13 protein-coding genes are annotated in these 17,579 nt (G+C 35.2%); 12 read left to right on the top strand and 1 reads right to left on the bottom strand.

Annotation, left to right across the window (positions count from 1 at the left end):
- Positions 1-57: 57 nt before the first annotated feature.
- Genes ACFO5O_RS05030 through ACFO5O_RS05010 form a run of 5 tightly spaced genes read left to right on the top strand, consistent with a single transcriptional unit; the run spans position 58 to position 5,121 of the window.
- Entirely contained in the window at positions 58-666 is a 609-nt protein-coding gene (locus tag ACFO5O_RS05030) for an acyl carrier protein phosphodiesterase (protein WP_387961526.1), read from the top strand.
- Positions 650-2,362 carry a gamma-glutamyltransferase gene (ggt, locus tag ACFO5O_RS05025; protein WP_387961524.1) on the top strand — a complete coding sequence of 571 codons (1,713 nt, stop codon included), beginning with the start codon at positions 650-652 and terminating at the stop codon, positions 2,360-2,362. The genes ACFO5O_RS05030 and ggt overlap by 17 nt, the downstream gene beginning before the upstream one ends.
- Positions 2,363-2,368: 6 nt before the next feature.
- Positions 2,369-3,268 (top strand): ATP-grasp domain-containing protein, encoded by a 900-nt coding sequence (locus ACFO5O_RS05020; RefSeq protein WP_387961522.1) that lies wholly within the window; start codon positions 2,369-2,371, stop codon positions 3,266-3,268.
- The gene (locus tag ACFO5O_RS05015; RefSeq protein WP_387961520.1) at positions 3,268-3,984 is read left to right on the top strand and encodes a hypothetical protein; all 717 of its coding nucleotides are present in this window, start codon (positions 3,268-3,270) and stop codon (positions 3,982-3,984) included. The genes ACFO5O_RS05020 and ACFO5O_RS05015 overlap by 1 nt, the downstream gene beginning before the upstream one ends.
- A 27-nt stretch (positions 3,985-4,011) precedes the next feature.
- On the top strand, positions 4,012-5,121 hold the full coding sequence (locus ACFO5O_RS05010) for an AbiH family protein (protein WP_387961518.1): 1,110 nt from the start codon (positions 4,012-4,014) through the stop codon (positions 5,119-5,121).
- 22 nt (positions 5,122-5,143) lie between these two features.
- On the opposite strand, the gene ACFO5O_RS05005 is transcribed toward ACFO5O_RS05010, so the two are convergent.
- The gene (locus ACFO5O_RS05005; protein ID WP_387961516.1) at positions 5,144-5,668 is read right to left on the bottom strand and encodes a hypothetical protein; all 525 of its coding nucleotides are present in this window, start codon (positions 5,666-5,668) and stop codon (positions 5,144-5,146) included.
- Positions 5,669-5,801: 133 nt separating this feature from the next.
- On the opposite strand from ACFO5O_RS05005, the gene ACFO5O_RS05000 reads away from it, so the two are divergent.
- The 7 genes from ACFO5O_RS05000 (at position 5,802) to ACFO5O_RS04970 (ending at position 17,578) form a co-directional block, all read left to right on the top strand.
- The gene (locus ACFO5O_RS05000) at positions 5,802-6,167 is read left to right on the top strand and encodes a hypothetical protein (protein ID WP_387961514.1); all 366 of its coding nucleotides are present in this window, start codon (positions 5,802-5,804) and stop codon (positions 6,165-6,167) included.
- A 160-nt stretch (positions 6,168-6,327) separates the two neighbouring features.
- Positions 6,328-9,159: an excinuclease ABC subunit UvrA gene (gene uvrA, locus ACFO5O_RS04995; protein WP_387961512.1), complete on the top strand. Its 2,832-nt coding sequence runs from the start codon at positions 6,328-6,330 to the stop codon at positions 9,157-9,159.
- 112 nt (positions 9,160-9,271) lie between these two features.
- Entirely contained in the window at positions 9,272-9,439 is a 168-nt protein-coding gene (locus ACFO5O_RS04990) for a lmo0937 family membrane protein (protein WP_387961510.1), read from the top strand.
- A gap of 184 nt (positions 9,440-9,623) precedes the next feature.
- Positions 9,624-10,313, top strand: a complete 690-nt coding sequence (locus tag ACFO5O_RS04985) for an LOG family protein (RefSeq protein WP_387961508.1) — start codon at positions 9,624-9,626, stop codon at positions 10,311-10,313.
- A gap of 231 nt (positions 10,314-10,544) precedes the next feature.
- Positions 10,545-13,328, top strand: a complete 2,784-nt coding sequence (locus ACFO5O_RS04980; RefSeq protein ID WP_387961506.1) for a gluzincin family metallopeptidase — start codon at positions 10,545-10,547, stop codon at positions 13,326-13,328.
- A 154-nt stretch (positions 13,329-13,482) separates the two neighbouring features.
- A complete protein-coding gene (locus ACFO5O_RS04975; protein ID WP_387961504.1) occupies positions 13,483-15,891 on the top strand; it encodes an alpha-ketoacid dehydrogenase subunit alpha/beta in 2,409 nt (802 codons plus the stop codon).
- An 85-nt stretch (positions 15,892-15,976) separates the two neighbouring features.
- Entirely contained in the window at positions 15,977-17,578 is a 1,602-nt protein-coding gene (locus ACFO5O_RS04970; RefSeq protein ID WP_387961502.1) for a class I SAM-dependent methyltransferase, read from the top strand.
- Position 17,579 lies beyond the last annotated feature (1 nt).

Raw genomic sequence — 17,579 nt, 5'->3', positions numbered from 1 at the left:
CACAAATATACCATTTCATAATCGTATTTCTTTAATGGTATTTTGTAAATTACGCCAATGAATTTTTTAGCACACATCTATCTTTCTGGAGACAATGATTTGATTACCCTTGGTAATTTCATCGCAGATGGTATTAGAGGTAAATCTTATAAAAAGTACCCTGTAGATGTTCAAAAAGGAATTCTATTGCATCGTGAAATTGATACCTTTACAGATGCGCATCCCATTGTAAGGCAGAGCACCAAGCGTTTGCACAAAAACTATAGCCATTACAGCGGTGTGATTGTCGATATTTTGTACGATCATTTTTTGGCAAAGAACTGGAAAAATTATTCAGAAGTTCCTCTTGCCAATTATGTTGAAGAATTTTATGAGATGATGGAAGTCAATTTTGAAATGCTTCCAGCACGTATCCAAAAATTATTGCCATTTATGATGACCGACAATTGGTTGTTGAGTTATTCTAAAATTGAAGGTATACAAAGGGTGTTGAATGGTATGAACAGACGTACAAAACACGTATCAAAAATGAATGAAGCAACCGCCGAATTAAAAAAATTCTATATTGAGTTTGAAAATGAATTTACCTCATTCTTTGAAGAACTCATGGCATTTTCAAAACAAAAACTTATTGAAATCCATAAAATCTATGAAGTACAACATTAAATCTTTATTCCTCTTACTTGCCATAGGACTCTTTATTTCCTGTAAAGAAACTACAACCCAATCTGTTACTACAGAATCGCAACGCGGACTTGTGACCTCTAAAGCTATGGTGGTATCTGCACGAAGTGAAGCATCAAAAATAGGTAGTGATATTTTGGCGAAAGGTGGCAATGCCTTTGATGCAATGATGGCAACTGAAATGGCGCTTGCCGTTAGTTATCCCTACGCTGGTAATTTAGGCGGCGGCGGATTTATGGTTTATCGTTTGGCCAATGGCGATATTGGTTCTTTAGACTATAGAGAAAAGGCACCTAAAGCCGCAACACGTGATATGTATTTGGACAAAGATGGTAAGGTTATAGAAAATAAAAGTACTGTTGGATCATTTGCAGTAGGCATTCCTGGAACAGTTGCAGGGGTTTTTGAGGCCCATGAGAAGTTTGGAAAGCTACCTGTAAAAGAAATTCTTCAGCCAGTTATAGATTTGGCTAATAAAGGCTTCGTTGTAACCAAAATGCAACAGGAACGCTTTGAAGAATACGACAGTATTTTCAAGGTCGTCAATGAAAAAGAAATCCTTTTTTCGAATAGAATAAAAGCAGGTGACACCTTAAAAAACATAAAATTAGGCGAAACCTTAGCACGTATAGCAGAACACGGAAGGGATGAATTTTATAAGGGAAAAACCAGTGAAATACTGGTTAATTACTTGCAAGCCAAAGGCGGAATAATTACCACAGAAGATTTGGCTGCTTACGAAAGTAAATGGCGGGATCCCATTACGTTTCACTACAAAGATTTAAGAATTATTTCTATGGGTCCACCATCTAGTGGCGGGATTTGTATGGCTCAAATCATGAAAATGATTGAACCTTTCGACCTTAAATCCTATGGTCACAATTCAATAAAAACAGTTCAAGTTATTGCAGAGGCCGAGCGACGTGCCTATGCCGATCGCAGTTACTTTTTGGGCGATCCTGATTTTGTAGAGATTCCTACCAAAACCTTATTAAGTGACTTGTATTTGCAACAGCGTATGTCTGATTTTTCATTTGAAAAAGCGACGCCATCTGACAGCATTAGCTACGGTGAAATTCTCGGTTATGAAAGTGAAGAGACCACCCACTACTCTATTGTTGACCAATTTGGAAACGCCGTAGCGGTAACTACAACATTAAACAGTGGCTATGGCTCAAAATTATATGTTGATGAACTTGGATTTTTCCTTAACAATGAAATGGATGATTTTAGCAGTAAACCCGGAGTTCCAAATGTATATGGATTGGTAGGTGGCGAAGCCAACAGCATTGCCCCCGAGAAACGAATGTTGAGCGCTATGACCCCAACTATTGTAGAGAAGGATGGTTTGTTATATATGGTTGTAGGTACTCCTGGAGGCTCTACCATTATCACATCGGTATTACAAACTATTTTAAATGTTGAAGAATTTGGTATGACCATGCAAGAGGCAGTAAATGCACCCCGATTTCATCACCAATGGCTCCCTGATGAAATACGATTGGAACCCAAGGGCTTTAGTTCTCAATTTAAACATCAGCTAGAACAACTAGGCTACCCCATTAATGAGAGCCGTACTCCAGTTATAGGAAAAGTAGATGCCATTCTTGTATTAGATAACGGCACTTTAGAAGGTGGTGCAGATAAGCGAGGTGACGATACAGCAATTGGCTTTTAATGGTGTATGAACAAGCGCTACGACCTCGTTTTATTAACCGACCAGCGGTATCTTGAAGATTCGAAGACCAATGCTTACAAGCACAATGTGTTTTATGAAGATTATTTGGTAAAAGAGGCTTTAGATAAATTAGGGCTGAAAACCCTGCGTTTAGCTTGGGACAATCCTAATTTTGATTGGTCATCTACTAAAGCCATCCTATTTAGAACCACATGGGACTATTTTGACCGGTTTGAAGAGTTCTCAAACTGGTTATCAAAAGTAACAAAGGTCACTAGAGCTTTTAATTCTGAAAACCTAATCCGTTGGAATATCGACAAGCATTATCTACAAGATTTAAAAGCAAATGGTGTAACTATTGCCGAAACTTATTTTATCGAACAAAAAGATCCTCGATCACTCGAAGACCTTCATAATCATTTAGGTTGGAAGGAAACCGTTCTAAAGCCTTGTATTTCTGGAGCAGCCAGACACACCTATAAACTCAATGCGCAAAGCATAGCTGATTATGAAGATGTATATAAAAAGCTAATTGAACATGAAGCTATGATGCTTCAGCCTTTTCAATACAGTATTGTAAGTAAAGGCGAAATTTCTATGATGGTGTTCAATGGTCAATTTACACATGCTGTTCTAAAAAAAGCAAAAGCAGGCGATTTTAGGGTACAGGATGATTTTGGAGGATCTGTTTTTGACTATGTACCTACAAATGATGAGATTCAATTTTCAGAACAAGCCGTAAAAGCGTGTCCAGAATTGCCTATCTACGCTAGAGTAGATATATTTACTGATAATAACGGGAAAATTGCTTTATCTGAATTAGAACTCATTGAACCCGAGCTTTGGTTTAGAAACCACGTTGAGGCGGCAAATGTACTAGCCAAAGCATTAAAAGAACAACTCTAATGAATATTAAGAAGATATTAAAAATCACTGCTGGGGTCATCATATTTTTGACACTTCCTAGCTTGTTGTTCTTCGGATTTATCTATTTCAAATACGATGAAGATCTGCCCGTAGGCGGCCAACCAGAACAGGCCGATATCTTGGCCCATAAAATGCTTGATGCTTTAGACCATGAAGCCTATGAAAACACCAACTATATTGAATGGGTATTTAAAAAAAGGCGTTATTACAAATGGAAAAAAAACAAAAATATCTGTACCGTTTATTGGAAAGACTATAAAGTTGAACTCAATTTAAAAGATCCTAAATTGAGTACTGCTTATGTTCATAATTTTGCTGTAGATGGCGATATGTCAAAAGATCTTATTAATAAAGCATTAAATTATTTCAATAATGATTCATTCTGGTTGGTTGCTCCCTATAAAGTATTTGATAAAGGCACAAAACGCAGTTTAGTAAACCTTGATAATGGTGAACAAGGACTTCTAGTTACTTACACTTCTGGCGGTACAACACCCGGAGATTCCTACTTATGGCATTTAGATCCCACGGGTAAACCTAATAGCTTTCGAATGTGGGTGTCTACACTTCCAATTGGTGGATTAGAAGCCTCATGGGGTGATTGGACAACTACAAGTTCTGGTGCTCAATTGCCTACACTGCATAAAATCTTATTTCTAGGGATTGAAATTACAGATATCAAAGGACAAGAGTAAAATAATTATTAAATTATCAAAGTATTAATGAGAACAGTTTTATTAATAGGTAATGGTTTTGATTTAGCTCATGGAGCTCCTACTAGTTTTATAGATTTTTCAGAATATCTTTTGAAAGAAGTTTTAGTTCCCGATCTTATAAGTTATTTAAATGAAGATGGAAATACGGCTTTTTTTGAACCTTCGATAATTGAAAGAAGCAAATACTGTGTATTTACAGAAAACGACCTAACTCATTCAACAAAATGGAATTTATTTGGAGTTTTAGAATTTGATGAACAAAAGCGTTATGAAATGATGCTTCGCAACATGGATGCTTGGTTAGAGCATTTATCAAATAAATTGTTAAGAAAATTGTTTAAGGAAAAGTCAAAATATTGGTTTAACATAGAAGACACCTTTTACCGTTACCTTAAAGTGATTTATCATCAACATAAAAGTTCTAATTATTCTGACACTTACTTATCGCAATTAGATACATTAAATTTCGAATTTAGTGAAATAAAAAACTTATTGAAGAAGTATTTAATTTCAGTGGTGGTTGAAAAAAATAGTTCAATTGGACTCTTTTTCGAAAATTTAAAAAAAGGACATAACTTTCTAAACGGTGAACTAGTCATTATTAATTTTAATTATACAGATACAATTAAACAGTATAACTTATCGGGAAATAGCATATGTTTTTATTATCCTATTCATGGCACATTAAAAGATGAAATTATTTTTGGTTATGGAAACGACAAAGACAAAGAATACCAAGACATCAAAGATGTTGGAGAAGATAAATATTTGGAACATTTCAAAACGCACAAGTATTTGCTAAATTCTGTTTATCAAAATTTGTATAGAGAAATTGTAACGGCTAAAGAGCCTTACGAAGTACATGTTCTAGGTCATTCATTGGGTTTAACAGATAAGACTTTACTTCAGGAATTATTTATCTCAACGAATTGTAAAAAAATACACTTATATAAAAGAACAGATAAATTAGGTGATAATTCAGAAGAATGCAATCAGAAACAAGTTGAAAGGGCATTTACAACTCTTACAATGGCAGCCTCCAGAATTATTCCAGATGAAATAGCACGTTTAAAAATAGTGAATTTTGAAGACTCAATTTATTTCCCAAGTACCTAGAACCAGATTTTAAATTAATTTATTAGGTTCCCTTCTGCCCCACAAAATTGTGATCCTTCAATTTAAACAATACATTAAAAGTGGTTAAGCTACCATAAGATCGTGTGATATATTGTTGCAAATCTATTTTTTCCTGTTCATCGAGATTACTACTATTTATTTTTTGCTCCATTACACGTAGTCGATCTCTAACCATAGTAATCTTATGAAAAAAGGTATCAATAGGTACTTCATTGGCTTTTAAATTTGGATCTCCTGGCTGCATGATAAGTGTACCGCCTTTCCATTTATCAGCAATATTAACAACTTCAGACACATCGCTCCATTTTTTTAATATCGATTTTAAGCTGCGTTCTACTTCATAAAAACTCACCGTATCTACATCATCCTCGGCAGCTTCAATGACTTCAAACTCACTATCTAAATCAATAGTTTCCAATCCACGTTCTATAAAGGTGACCCAATAATGTTTTGATGTAACGTTCGTAATCACCCCTTTACCAAATTCTGGGTGATCTATTCTTGAGCTAATTCCTAATAATTTCATATTTTTAAAAATATTAATATTCCATTCCAAAAGTAAACAATTGTCTGTTTAAGAAAAATAGTTAACAAATCTTAAAAACGTATTTGATTCAAATTTTCATTATTATTTTTGTTTAAATAATAAACCATTAACCATGAAAAAAGTATTTTTATTTATCACATTAGTCTTTATTGCTAACGGATATGCTACTAATAGTCAACAATCCGTAGATGACCTCCCAAAAATAGGAGATGTATTAATAATTAAAGAACCTTCAAAGCAAAGTTACAGTCACATCGACTTCCCCAAACTAAATTTTATAGTTAAGCGTGGTGGCGTTGCTAATTACGACAGTGTTCTTGGAGAACATGTAGTCGTTAAAGACGTAAGTACAAAAAACGACGGAACCATTTATGTAAAATTAGAGGCAAAAAGTGGCAAAAAATTCTTTGGCTTTTTAAAACAGGTTAATGCCAATTATGAACAAGCAATAAAGTCGGGCGAATTGTCAACTTTATAACTACCACAGTAATTCAATTAAAACCCCATTAAATTTATATCAATTAGGGGAATAGGGAAAAGTATTGGTCTCTAACCAATACTTTTTTTTATCTAATACCCATATAGCCTTACTGATGAATTTAACATCTAAAATTGTACCTTTGCAACTTTGCCACAATATGAGCCATTTTGAAGAACAAATAGAAGTAAAAGGAGCAAGAGTTCACAATCTTAAAAATATTGATGTGACCATACCTAGAGAGAAACTAGTGGTCATCACAGGTTTATCAGGTAGTGGAAAATCTTCATTGGCTTTTGATACTATTTATGCCGAAGGCCAACGACGTTACATTGAAACCTTTTCGGCTTATGCTAGACAGTTTTTAGGCGGCTTGGAACGCCCTGATGTGGACAAAATAGACGGTCTTTCTCCTGTCATTGCCATTGAGCAAAAAACGACGAGCAAATCACCGCGTTCTACCGTTGGCACAATTACCGAGATCTATGATTTTCTGCGCTTATTATTTGCAAGAGCAAGCGATGCCTACAGTTACAATACGGGTGAGCAAATGGTAAGTTATAGTGACGAGCAAATTAAAACGCTTATTACTGAAGCTTTTATAGATAAACGCATTTCTATTTTAGCGCCAGTGATTCGTTCTAGAAAAGGACATTACCGTGAATTATTTGAGCAAATTGCAAAACAAGGGTTTGTGAAGGTAAGAACAGATGGTGAAGTAAAAGATTTGGTCAAAGGCATGCGATTGGACCGCTATAAAACTCATGATATTGAAATTGTTATTGACCGCCTAAAAATTGATGGGAGTACCGATAATGATAAGCGCTTAACAGAGAGCATCAATACAGCTATGTATCATGGTGATGATGTACTTATGGTGCTCGATCAAGACTCTGATCAAGTACGGTATTTTAGTCGTAATTTAATGTGTCCCTCAACAGGAATATCCTATCCCAACCCCGAACCCAATAATTTTTCATTTAATTCCCCAAAAGGCGCGTGTTCAAAATGTAATGGGATTGGTCGATTATATCAGGTAAATGAGAAAAAGATTATTCCAGATGAGTCCCTCTCCATCAAAAATGGAGCTTTGGCACCACATGGTCCTCAAAAAAATAGCTGGATTTTTAAGCAATTTGAAATTATCGCACAACGTTTCAAATTTGAATTAAGTGATCCTTACAAATCCATCCCTGACGAAGCCAAACAAATGATTTTGTATGGTGGTAACGAAAAATTTTCAGTAGAAAGTAAAACTTTGGGCGTCACTCGCGATTACAAAATAGAATTTGAAGGTGTTGCCAATTTTATTGAAAGCCAGTATAACAATACAGATTCTACCTCATTAAAACGATGGGCTAAAGAGTATATGGATAAGGTGGAGTGTGATGAATGTCAAGGGTCTCGATTAAAGCAGGAATCACTCTATTTCAAAATTAATGGACAAAATATCGCCGACCTTGCTCATAAAGATATTATTGACCTTTCACAATGGTTTGATGAATTATCGAGTCACTTATCTGATAAACAGTTGCAGATTGCTGAAGAAATTATAAAAGAAATCAGAACCCGATTACAATTTTTATTAGATGTTGGATTAGACTATTTGTCATTAAACAGAAGCTCAAAATCGCTTTCGGGTGGCGAAGCACAACGCATTAGATTGGCTACTCAAATAGGTTCACAATTGGTAGGTGTACTCTATATTCTTGACGAACCAAGCATCGGTCTCCATCAGCGCGACAATGCAAAATTAATTAAATCATTACTTTCTTTAAGAGATATAGGTAATTCGGTGATTGTTGTAGAACACGACAAGGACATGATTGAGCATGCCGATTATGTTATTGATATTGGTCCAAAAGCCGGAAAATATGGTGGAGAAATTATAAGTATTGGCTCACCTGACGAACTAAAATCACATCACACTTTAACTGCCGATTATTTAAACGGCACCAAACGTATTGAAGTTCCTAAACAGCGACGCGCTGGAAACGGTCATGTACTCGAATTAAAAGGGTGTACAGGAAATAATCTCAAAAATGTATCCATCCAGTTACCATTAGGTAAAATGATTGGAGTTACCGGTGTTTCAGGAAGCGGTAAGTCAACGTTGATCAATGAAACCCTTTACCCTATCCTTAATGCGCATTACTTTAATGGTGTCAAAAAACCGATGCCATACAAAAGCATTAAAGGATTAGAACATATAGATAAAGTTATTGACATTAACCAATCCCCTATTGGTAGAACGCCACGAAGTAATCCTGCAACTTATACTGGTACCTTTAGTGAGATTAGAAGCTTATTCGCAAAAATTCCTGAAGCCATGATTCGTGGTTATAAACCAGGGCGTTTTAGTTTTAATGTTTCAGGAGGTAGATGTGAAACCTGTCAAGGAGGTGGATTACGTGTAATCGAAATGAATTTTCTGCCAGACGTTTATGTGGAATGTGAAACCTGCCAAGGTAAACGTTTTAATCGTGAAACCTTGGAAATCAGATACAAAGGCAAATCTATAAGCGATGTTTTGGACATGACCATTAATGAAGCCGTTGAATTCTTTGAGCATATCCCAAAAATTCACAAAAAACTAAAAACTATTAAAGATGTGGGGCTAGGCTATATCACTTTGGGGCAGCAGAGTACAACGCTTTCTGGCGGTGAAGCACAACGCATAAAATTAGCAACCGAATTAAGTAAACGCGATACTGGTAACACCTTTTATATTTTAGATGAACCCACAACTGGGCTTCATTTTGAAGATATTAGAGTGTTGATGAATGTCCTTAATAAACTAGTTGACAAAGGAAATACGGTGCTTATTATTGAACATAATTTAGATGTGATTAAAACGGTGGATTACATTATTGACATTGGCTATGAAGGTGGCAAAGGAGGAGGCGAAATAGTAGCCAAAGGCACTCCTGAAGAGTTGATTAAAAATAAGAAAAGTTACACGGCGCAATTCCTGAAAAAGGAGTTAAACTAAATCAATTAAATGCACAAACCAACCATGCCTTTGCTTTAGATTGTTATAACATTTCAGCAAGGAAATAGCAAATAATCATTACCTTACAGTAATAATTTTTAAACCGTTCATTATGAGAAGTATTCTTTGGCTAGTTGCCGTGGTTTGTATTGTGATTTGGATTTTAGGGTTCTTTGGCATTGTTGAAGGTATTGCCACCAGTAGTCTAATCCATGTTTTATTAGTTATTGCAATTATTGTAATCCTGTATAATATTATATCAGGCCGTAAACCGCTTTAAACAGATCCACCCCTACTATATAATGATGCAAGGACTAACTTAAATTAGTTAGCCCTTTTTTATGGCTATACAATAGCTTCTTCAAGTCAAAAGAATAAAAGGCAATTCAATTTCATTAAATAACCCGCAACATCAATTAAATTCTTTTAAATTTGTTTTAATGAATAGGTTAAAAAGATAATATATGAGAAGTGAACAACACCACAAACGATGGAATGAGATTAAAACCAACGATTCTTGGGCTATTTTCAAAATCATGGGTGAATTTGTAAATGGTTATGAAAAATTAAGTAAAATAGGACCTTGTGTTTCTATTTTTGGTTCGGCAAGAACAAAACCAGATCATAAATATTACAAATTAGCCGAAGAGATTGCAAAAAAAATTGTCGACCATGGATACGGTGTAATCACTGGTGGTGGACCAGGAATTATGGAAGCTGGTAATAAAGGTGCACATATTGGAGGTGGAACCTCTGTGGGATTAAATATTGAATTACCTTTTGAACAGCATGACAATCCTTATATAGACCCTGATAAAAGTTTAGATTTTGATTACTTCTTTGTACGAAAAGTAATGTTTGTAAAATATTCTCAAGGTTTTGTGGTAATGCCGGGCGGCTTTGGAACTTTAGATGAAATGTTTGAAGCCCTTACCTTAATTCAAACTAATAAAATTGAAAAATTCCCAATCATTTTAGTGGGAACCGAATTCTGGGAAGGCCTATTAGATTGGGTAAAATCTACGCTGTTAGGAAAATTCAACAATATCAGTGAAAAAGATCTCGACCTAATTCATGTTGTGGACTCTGCTGAAGAAGTCTTGCAAATTCTTGATAATTTCTACAAAGAATTCCGTTTAAGTCCTAATTTTTAATTGAGTTATACTGGCTATTGCTGGATTAACTTTAGTGTTTTGTTGAATTAATTTGGGGATTTTTAAAACCAGTCTCGAAAAAAATTCGGTATATAATCTACACATCTTTACTTGTTTGTAATAAATTGTATTTTATATTAGCACTTAATTGATGTACTTAACCTATAAACCTTGCATACCATATTGAAATCTCAACTACATTTTGTTTTGCTACTTTTTTGTTTTGGGCATATGCTTGGACAAAATCGTATTGACTTAAAAGCAAAGTTTGATGTATTGAACCATATCATTTCAATTGAACAGGACATAACTTATCAAAATTCAAGTACAGATACACTCAACGTCATCTACCTTAACGACTGGAACAATGCCTATTCAACTAAAAGCACACCTTTAGCCAAGCGATTTGCTGAAGAGTTTAGTACTAAATTTCATTTTGCTAAAAATGACGAGCGTGGCTATACTAACATCATTTCAATTGTAGACAAGCAAAATAGCGACCTTGAATATTCAAGAAGTAAAGAACATCCCGATGTCATAAAAGTAGTTTTAAACGCACCATTATTACCAAATGAATCTTTTTCATTCTCATTGGTGTACAACGTGTTAGTCCCTAGTGATACCTTTACAAACTATGGGGTTTCTAAATTTTCAGAATTCAATCTTAAATATTGGTACATCACGCCTTCTGTCTATGATGGTGAGTGGCAGTATTACAGCAACAAAAATTTAGATGACCTGTACACCCCAAAAGCTGACCATACATTCATCATTGAATACCCTAAAAATTACAAGCTAATTTCGGAGTTAAATCTCTTAAACCTTAATCCTAAAGACAGCACACAGATTGCTATTTTAAACGGTAAAGACCGTATAAATTCTGAACTATCCTTATTAAAGTTCAGCAATTTTGAATTCTTCAAAACCGATTTTCTAACACTGTACACCAATATTGAAGATAAAGGCATTACAGCTCCAGAAAAAGGAATGATTGTCGATAATATTGCGAAATTTATGACCGACAATATAGGTCCATACCCTCATGACAATCTTTTAATTACTGAAATAGAATATAATAAAGACCCTTTATACGGGCTTAACCAACTGCCCGATTTTATTAGACCTTTTCCTGATAACTTTCAATATGAATTAAAAGTTTTAAAAACGGCACTAAACAGTTATCTAGAAAACACTTTGCTCATAAATCCCAGAACCGATTATTGGCTTAAAGAAGGATTGCAAATCTATTTTTTAATGAAATATGTCAAAGAAAATTATCCCGACATGAAACTCTTGGGAACTTTGGCAAATGTTTGGGGAATTCGTTCATTTCATGCTGCCGATTTGAATTTTAATGAACAATACACCTTGTTTTTCATGCAAATGGCACGAACTAATAGAGACCAGCCTTTGACCATGGCAAAGGATTCTTTAATTAAATTCAACGCCAATATAGCTGGAAAATATAAGTCAGGAATTGGATTACAGTATCTCGACGATTTCATCAATTCAAATATTTTAGAAGAAACCATAAAGGAGTACATTAAGGAATTCAAACTTAAGCCTAGCTCTTCAAATGATTTTGAAAGTTTTCTAAAACAACGCACTTCAAAAGACATTGATTGGTTTTTTACGGATTATTTGACCACAAGAAAAAAAATTGACTTTAAAATTAGGGATGTCAAAAAAACAAACGACTCCATTAAGCTTACTGTAAAAAACAAACGAGATAATGATATGCCCGTTTCGCTTTTTGCTTTAAGAAACGACTCTGTAGTCTCAAAAACCTGGGTGGAGCACATTAAAGGAAGTAAAACAATTACTATTCCTAAAGACAGTATTGATAAGTTGGTACTTAATTATGATAACTCGATCCCGGAATATAATTTAAGAGACAATTGGAAATCGTTAAAAGGCTTCTTTTTTAATAATAAACCTTTACAATTTAGATTGTTCAAAGATATTGAAGACCCAAATTACAATCAAGTGTTTTTAATGCCACTAGTAGAATTTAATAACATTTACGACGGCTTTAATATAGGTGCAAAAATTTATAATAAAACGGTACTTAGAAAACGATTCATCTATAATCTCGCGCCGCAATACTCAACAAATTCCAAAACAGTAACAGGTAGTGCGCAAGTCTATTATTCACAGGATATTGAAAATAAAAATCTCTACAACATTGTTTATGGTATCTATGGAAATTACGCTTCATATGCCCAAGATGCTTTTTTTACACTCATCTCTCCTAACCTAACTTTCAATTTTAGAGATGATTCCAACTTTAGATCAAACGAGTTTCAATCGCTTAACTTCAGATATTTGGACATCTCGAGAAATATTGGAGAGAATAGCGTTGTACTAACAGAAGAGCCTGATTACGCTGTTTTCAATATTCGTTACATTGATGCTAACCCTGGATTGATTAATTATTCAAAATGGTATTCCGATATTCAGTTCTCTAAAGAATTTGGTAAGGTGTCGTTTAACTATGAATATCGCAAGCTTTCACAACGAAACAGACAGTTTAATTTTAGATTTTTCGCAGGAAGTTTTCTTTACAATAAAACCGACATTACTTCAGATTATTTCAGCTTTGCACTCGACCGACCAACCGATTATTTATTTGACTATGCCTATTTAGGGCGGTCTGAAGCTTCTGGTATTTTTAGTCAGCAAATCATCATTGCCGAAGGCGGATTTAAATCTAAATTAGATACACCATTTGCCAATCAGTGGTTAACAACAATAAATGCAAGCACAACGCTTTGGCGCTATATTGAAGCATATGGCGACATTGGGTTGGTTAAAAATAAATATTCAGATCCAGTTTTTGTTTATGATTCTGGTATAAGGTTAAATTTGGTAACTGATTATTTTGAAGTCTATTTTCCTGTGTATTCTAATTTAGGCTGGGAAATTGGTCAACCTAATTACGATGAAAAAATTCGTTTTAAATTCACGGTAGACCCTAAAGTATTATTAGGTTTATTCCGAAGACGTTGGTATTAGAATATTCTTAACAAAATCTTAATTCTTAACCTTTAAATAAGAAAATGTTAATAAATGTCTCTTTTTTTTGATATATTATTAATTATATAACATTATTTGACGTTGTAAAACATAGAAACTTTATCTAAATTTGCACTCAAGAAAACAAGCCGCTATGCAAACAGATTCTAAAACTAGTAAAGCAATTAGTTTTGAAGATTTCAAATCAGAAATCGTCAATGATTACAAGGTTGCAGTTACAAGTAGAGAATGTAGTTTACTAGGCCGCAGAGAAGTACTCACCGGAAAAGCTAAATTTGGAATATTTGGCGACGGTAAAGAAGTGCCTCAACTGGCCTGGGCCAAAGTGTTTAGAAAAGGAGATTTTCGTTCTGGTTACTACCGAGATCAAACCTTTATGATGGCTTTAGGAGAGCTTACTGTACAACAATTTTTTGCAGGACTGTATGCCCATACAAGTATTATTGCTGACCCTATGTCGGCCGGTCGACAAATGGGTGGACATTTCGGAACACATAGTTTAAATGATCAAGGCCATTGGAAAGATTTAACAAATCAATACAACTCCAGCGCCGACATATCGCCTACCGCAGGTCAGATGCCACGTTTATTAGGCTTGGCGCAAGCTTCTAAAATTTACAGAAATGTTGAAGGTATCGATACCACAAAGTTTTCCAGTGAAGGAAACGAAGTGGCTTGGGGTACAATTGGTAACGCCAGTACGAGTGAAGGCTTATTTTTTGAAACCATAAATGCCGCAGGTGTTTTACAAGTCCCTATGGTCATTAGCATTTGGGACGACGAATATGGAATTTCGGTTCATGCCAAGCATCAAACCACCAAAGAAAATATTTCGGAAATCTTAAAAGGATTTCAACGCGATGAAAATGGAAAAGGCTACGAAATATTAAAAGTCAATGGCTGGGATTATGTGAGCTTGATTGAAACCTATCAAAAAGCAGAACGAATTGCGCGTGAAGAACATGTGCCTGTAATGATACATGTGGTGGAATTGACTCAACCGCAAGGCCACTCTACATCTGGTTCGCATGAACGCTATAAAAGTCAAGAGCGTTTAAACTGGGAGGCAGAATATGATTGCATTGATAAAATGCGCGAATGGATGCTAGCGAATAACATTGCCTCTGCAGATGATTTGGATGCTTTAGAAAAAAATTGCAAAAAGGAAGTCCGAGAGGGTAAAAAAGCAGCTTGGGAGGCCTATTTAAAGCCTATAAAAAGGGAATTACAGGAAGCACTTGTACTTATGAGTGATCTTGCTAATTCGAGTCCTAATAAAGTTTTTATAGAAAAACTAATAGCAGACCTAAAAGCCATTAATGAACCCATCCGAAAAGATGTGATTTCTGCAGCTAGGAAAGCCTTGCGTTATACCATTTCTGAAGATTCTTCGGCTAAAACCACTTTGCAAGTTTGGGTCAATAGCTATCTTGAGAATGTTCAACCTAAATATAGTTCGCATTTGTATAGCGAGTCAGATCTTTCTGTTCTCAATATCGATGAAATTTTGCCTATCTATGAAGATAACAAAGATGTTGATGGCAGGTTAATTCTACGTGATAATTTTGATGCCATTTTCAGTAAATACCCAGAAGCTTTAATTTTTGGTGAAGACACCGGAAATATTGGTGATGTTAATCAAGGATTAGAAGGCCTTCAGGAAAAATATGGCGAATTACGAATTGCTGATACCGGTATACGCGAAGCCACAATTGTTGGTCAAGGAATTGGTATGGCCATGCGAGGTTTGAGACCTATTGCCGAAGTGCAATATCTCGATTACTTAATGTATGCACTTCAAATCATTAGTGACGATTTAGCAACATTACAATACAGAACTTTAGGTAAGCAAAAAGCACCATTAATAGTGAGAACTCGTGGTCATCGATTAGAAGGTATATGGCATTCTGGATCTCAATTGGGTGGAATTCTAAATTTAGTTCGAGGCATTCACGTTTTAGTGCCAAGAAATATGACTAAAGCTGCAGGGTTCTATAATACGCTGCTTCTTGGTGACGAACCTGCGCTTATCATTGAGTGTTTGAATGGTTATCGTTTAAAAGAAAAAATGCCTTCTAATTTAGGCGAATTTAGAACTCCAATTGGTGTTATAGAAACTGTTAAAGAAGGTTCTGATATCACATTAATATCTTATGGTTCTACGCTTAATATGGTAGAAAAAGCCGCACGAGAATTATTAGAAGTTGGTATTGATGCCGAAGTTATCGATGTTCAATCGTTATTACCTTTCGACCTTAATCATGACATCTTAAAAAGTATCCAAAAAACAAATAGGTTTATGGTGATTGACGAAGATGTCCCTGGGGGTGCTTCAGCCTATATATTGAATGAAGTCCTTAACGAGCAAAATGCTTATCAGTTTATAGATAGTCAGCCTAAAACACTAACGGCAAAACCTCATCGTCCTGCTTACGGTACAGATGGCGATTATTTTTCAAAACCTTCTCTTGAAGATATTTTTGAATCTGTTTACCACATGATGCATGAGGTAAATCCTGCCGATTATCCTAAATTTAGATAAACAATAAAATTAGAAAATAAGCAAGGAACCTTTCAGCAATTCATCTGAAAGGTTTTTTCGTTATATTTAGATACAAACATTGACTATGCTCACTAAATCTGATAGAGAACAATTTAGAGGTACCATCTTTAGACATCTAGATGGCATTGCCATTGCTACAACGGCATTTTCGCTTCACAGAAAAGGTGTACTCGCTTATCTATTGAAACACAAACAAGTCTCACTTCAACAAGTCACTGAGGCATTTAAGGCCAATGAAGGCTATTTAAATGTCGCTCTCCGTTTGTTATGTTCTCAAGGTTGGTTGGTTCAGTATTTAGACAATTTGAAGGATACAGTCGCTTTTGAACTTAATCAAAATAGTAAAAAGGCTTTTGACCTTGTAGCTTTATATGAAGATCCTGTCGCACTTTTAAAATATTCGGTTAAATTCCCAGAAGAACGTATTGGTTCAGATGCTTTTTTAGCTTTAGAGCGCGTTTTTAACGCCTACGAAAACCGATTTGGGCTGGAGAACTGCCAAGAAAACACAATTGAATATCAGGTACTAAAACACATCGAAGGTGTAATTATAGGGCCAATCATTGTACTTTTGGGATTAAACGGCTTGTTCCATAAATATTTTATGGAAGCATCATTTACAGCGGAAGAATACCACAAAGATCCTGAAAGCTTCAAAAAAATTCTTGACTTTTTAAGTTATTTAGGGTGGTTTATAAAGAAAAAGAATACCTATCAATTTACCGAACAAGGCCTATTCTTTGCCAAACGTGCCAGTGCCTATGGTGTTACGGTTTCCTATTTACCAACGTTTTTACAATTGGACGAACTTTTGTTTGGAAATCCGTTGATTCTCAAGACCGATTCGCCCGACGAAAAAGAGAAACATGTAGATCGAGAAATGAATGTTTGGGGCAGTGGTGGCGCTCATTCAACTTACTTTAAAGTGATTGACGATGTTGTTATTGAATTGTTTAACAAACCTATAGACGAACAGCCAAAAGGCATTCTAGACATGGGTTGTGGTAACGGGGCATTTATTCAGCATATTTTTGACGTGATTGAATACAAAACCGTTCGTGGCAAATTACTAGACGAGCATCCCTTATTATTGGTTGGCGCCGATTTTAATCAGGCTGCTTTAAAAGTGACACGAGCCAATTTGATCAAATCGGATATTTGGGCCAAAGTGATTTGGGGCGATATTGGACGACCTGATTTATTGGCAAAAGACCTAAAGGATGATTACAATATAGATCTAAAAGACCTTTTAAATGTACGCACCTTTTTAGATCATAACCGCATTTGGGAAAATCCGCAAGAAATAACAAATCGCATCAGTAGCTCTACTGGCGCCTATGCATTTCAAGGACAGCGTATAAGTACTAATTTGGTGGAAGACTCTTTACTAGATCATTTTAAAAAATGGAAACCCTATGTGGAACGATTTGGACTATTAATTATTGAACTGCACACTCTAGACCCTCAATTAACGGCTCAACATATTGGTAAAACTGCAGCAACTGCTTATGATGCAACGCACGGTTATAGCGATCAGTATATTGTAGAAGTTGATGTGTTTAATAAAATTGCAACAGAGGCAGGATTAACCCCTGAACAACAGTATTTTTCAAAGTTTCCTGATAGCAAATTGGCCACAGTGAGTGTGAATTTGTTAAAGGGCTAAT

Source organism: Geojedonia litorea (assembly GCF_042654525.1).
GTDB lineage: Bacteria > Bacteroidota > Bacteroidia > Flavobacteriales > Flavobacteriaceae > Geojedonia > Geojedonia litorea.
Note: the sequence above shows the minus strand (reverse complement) of the source record. Positions and strands in the feature narration are given on the sequence as shown.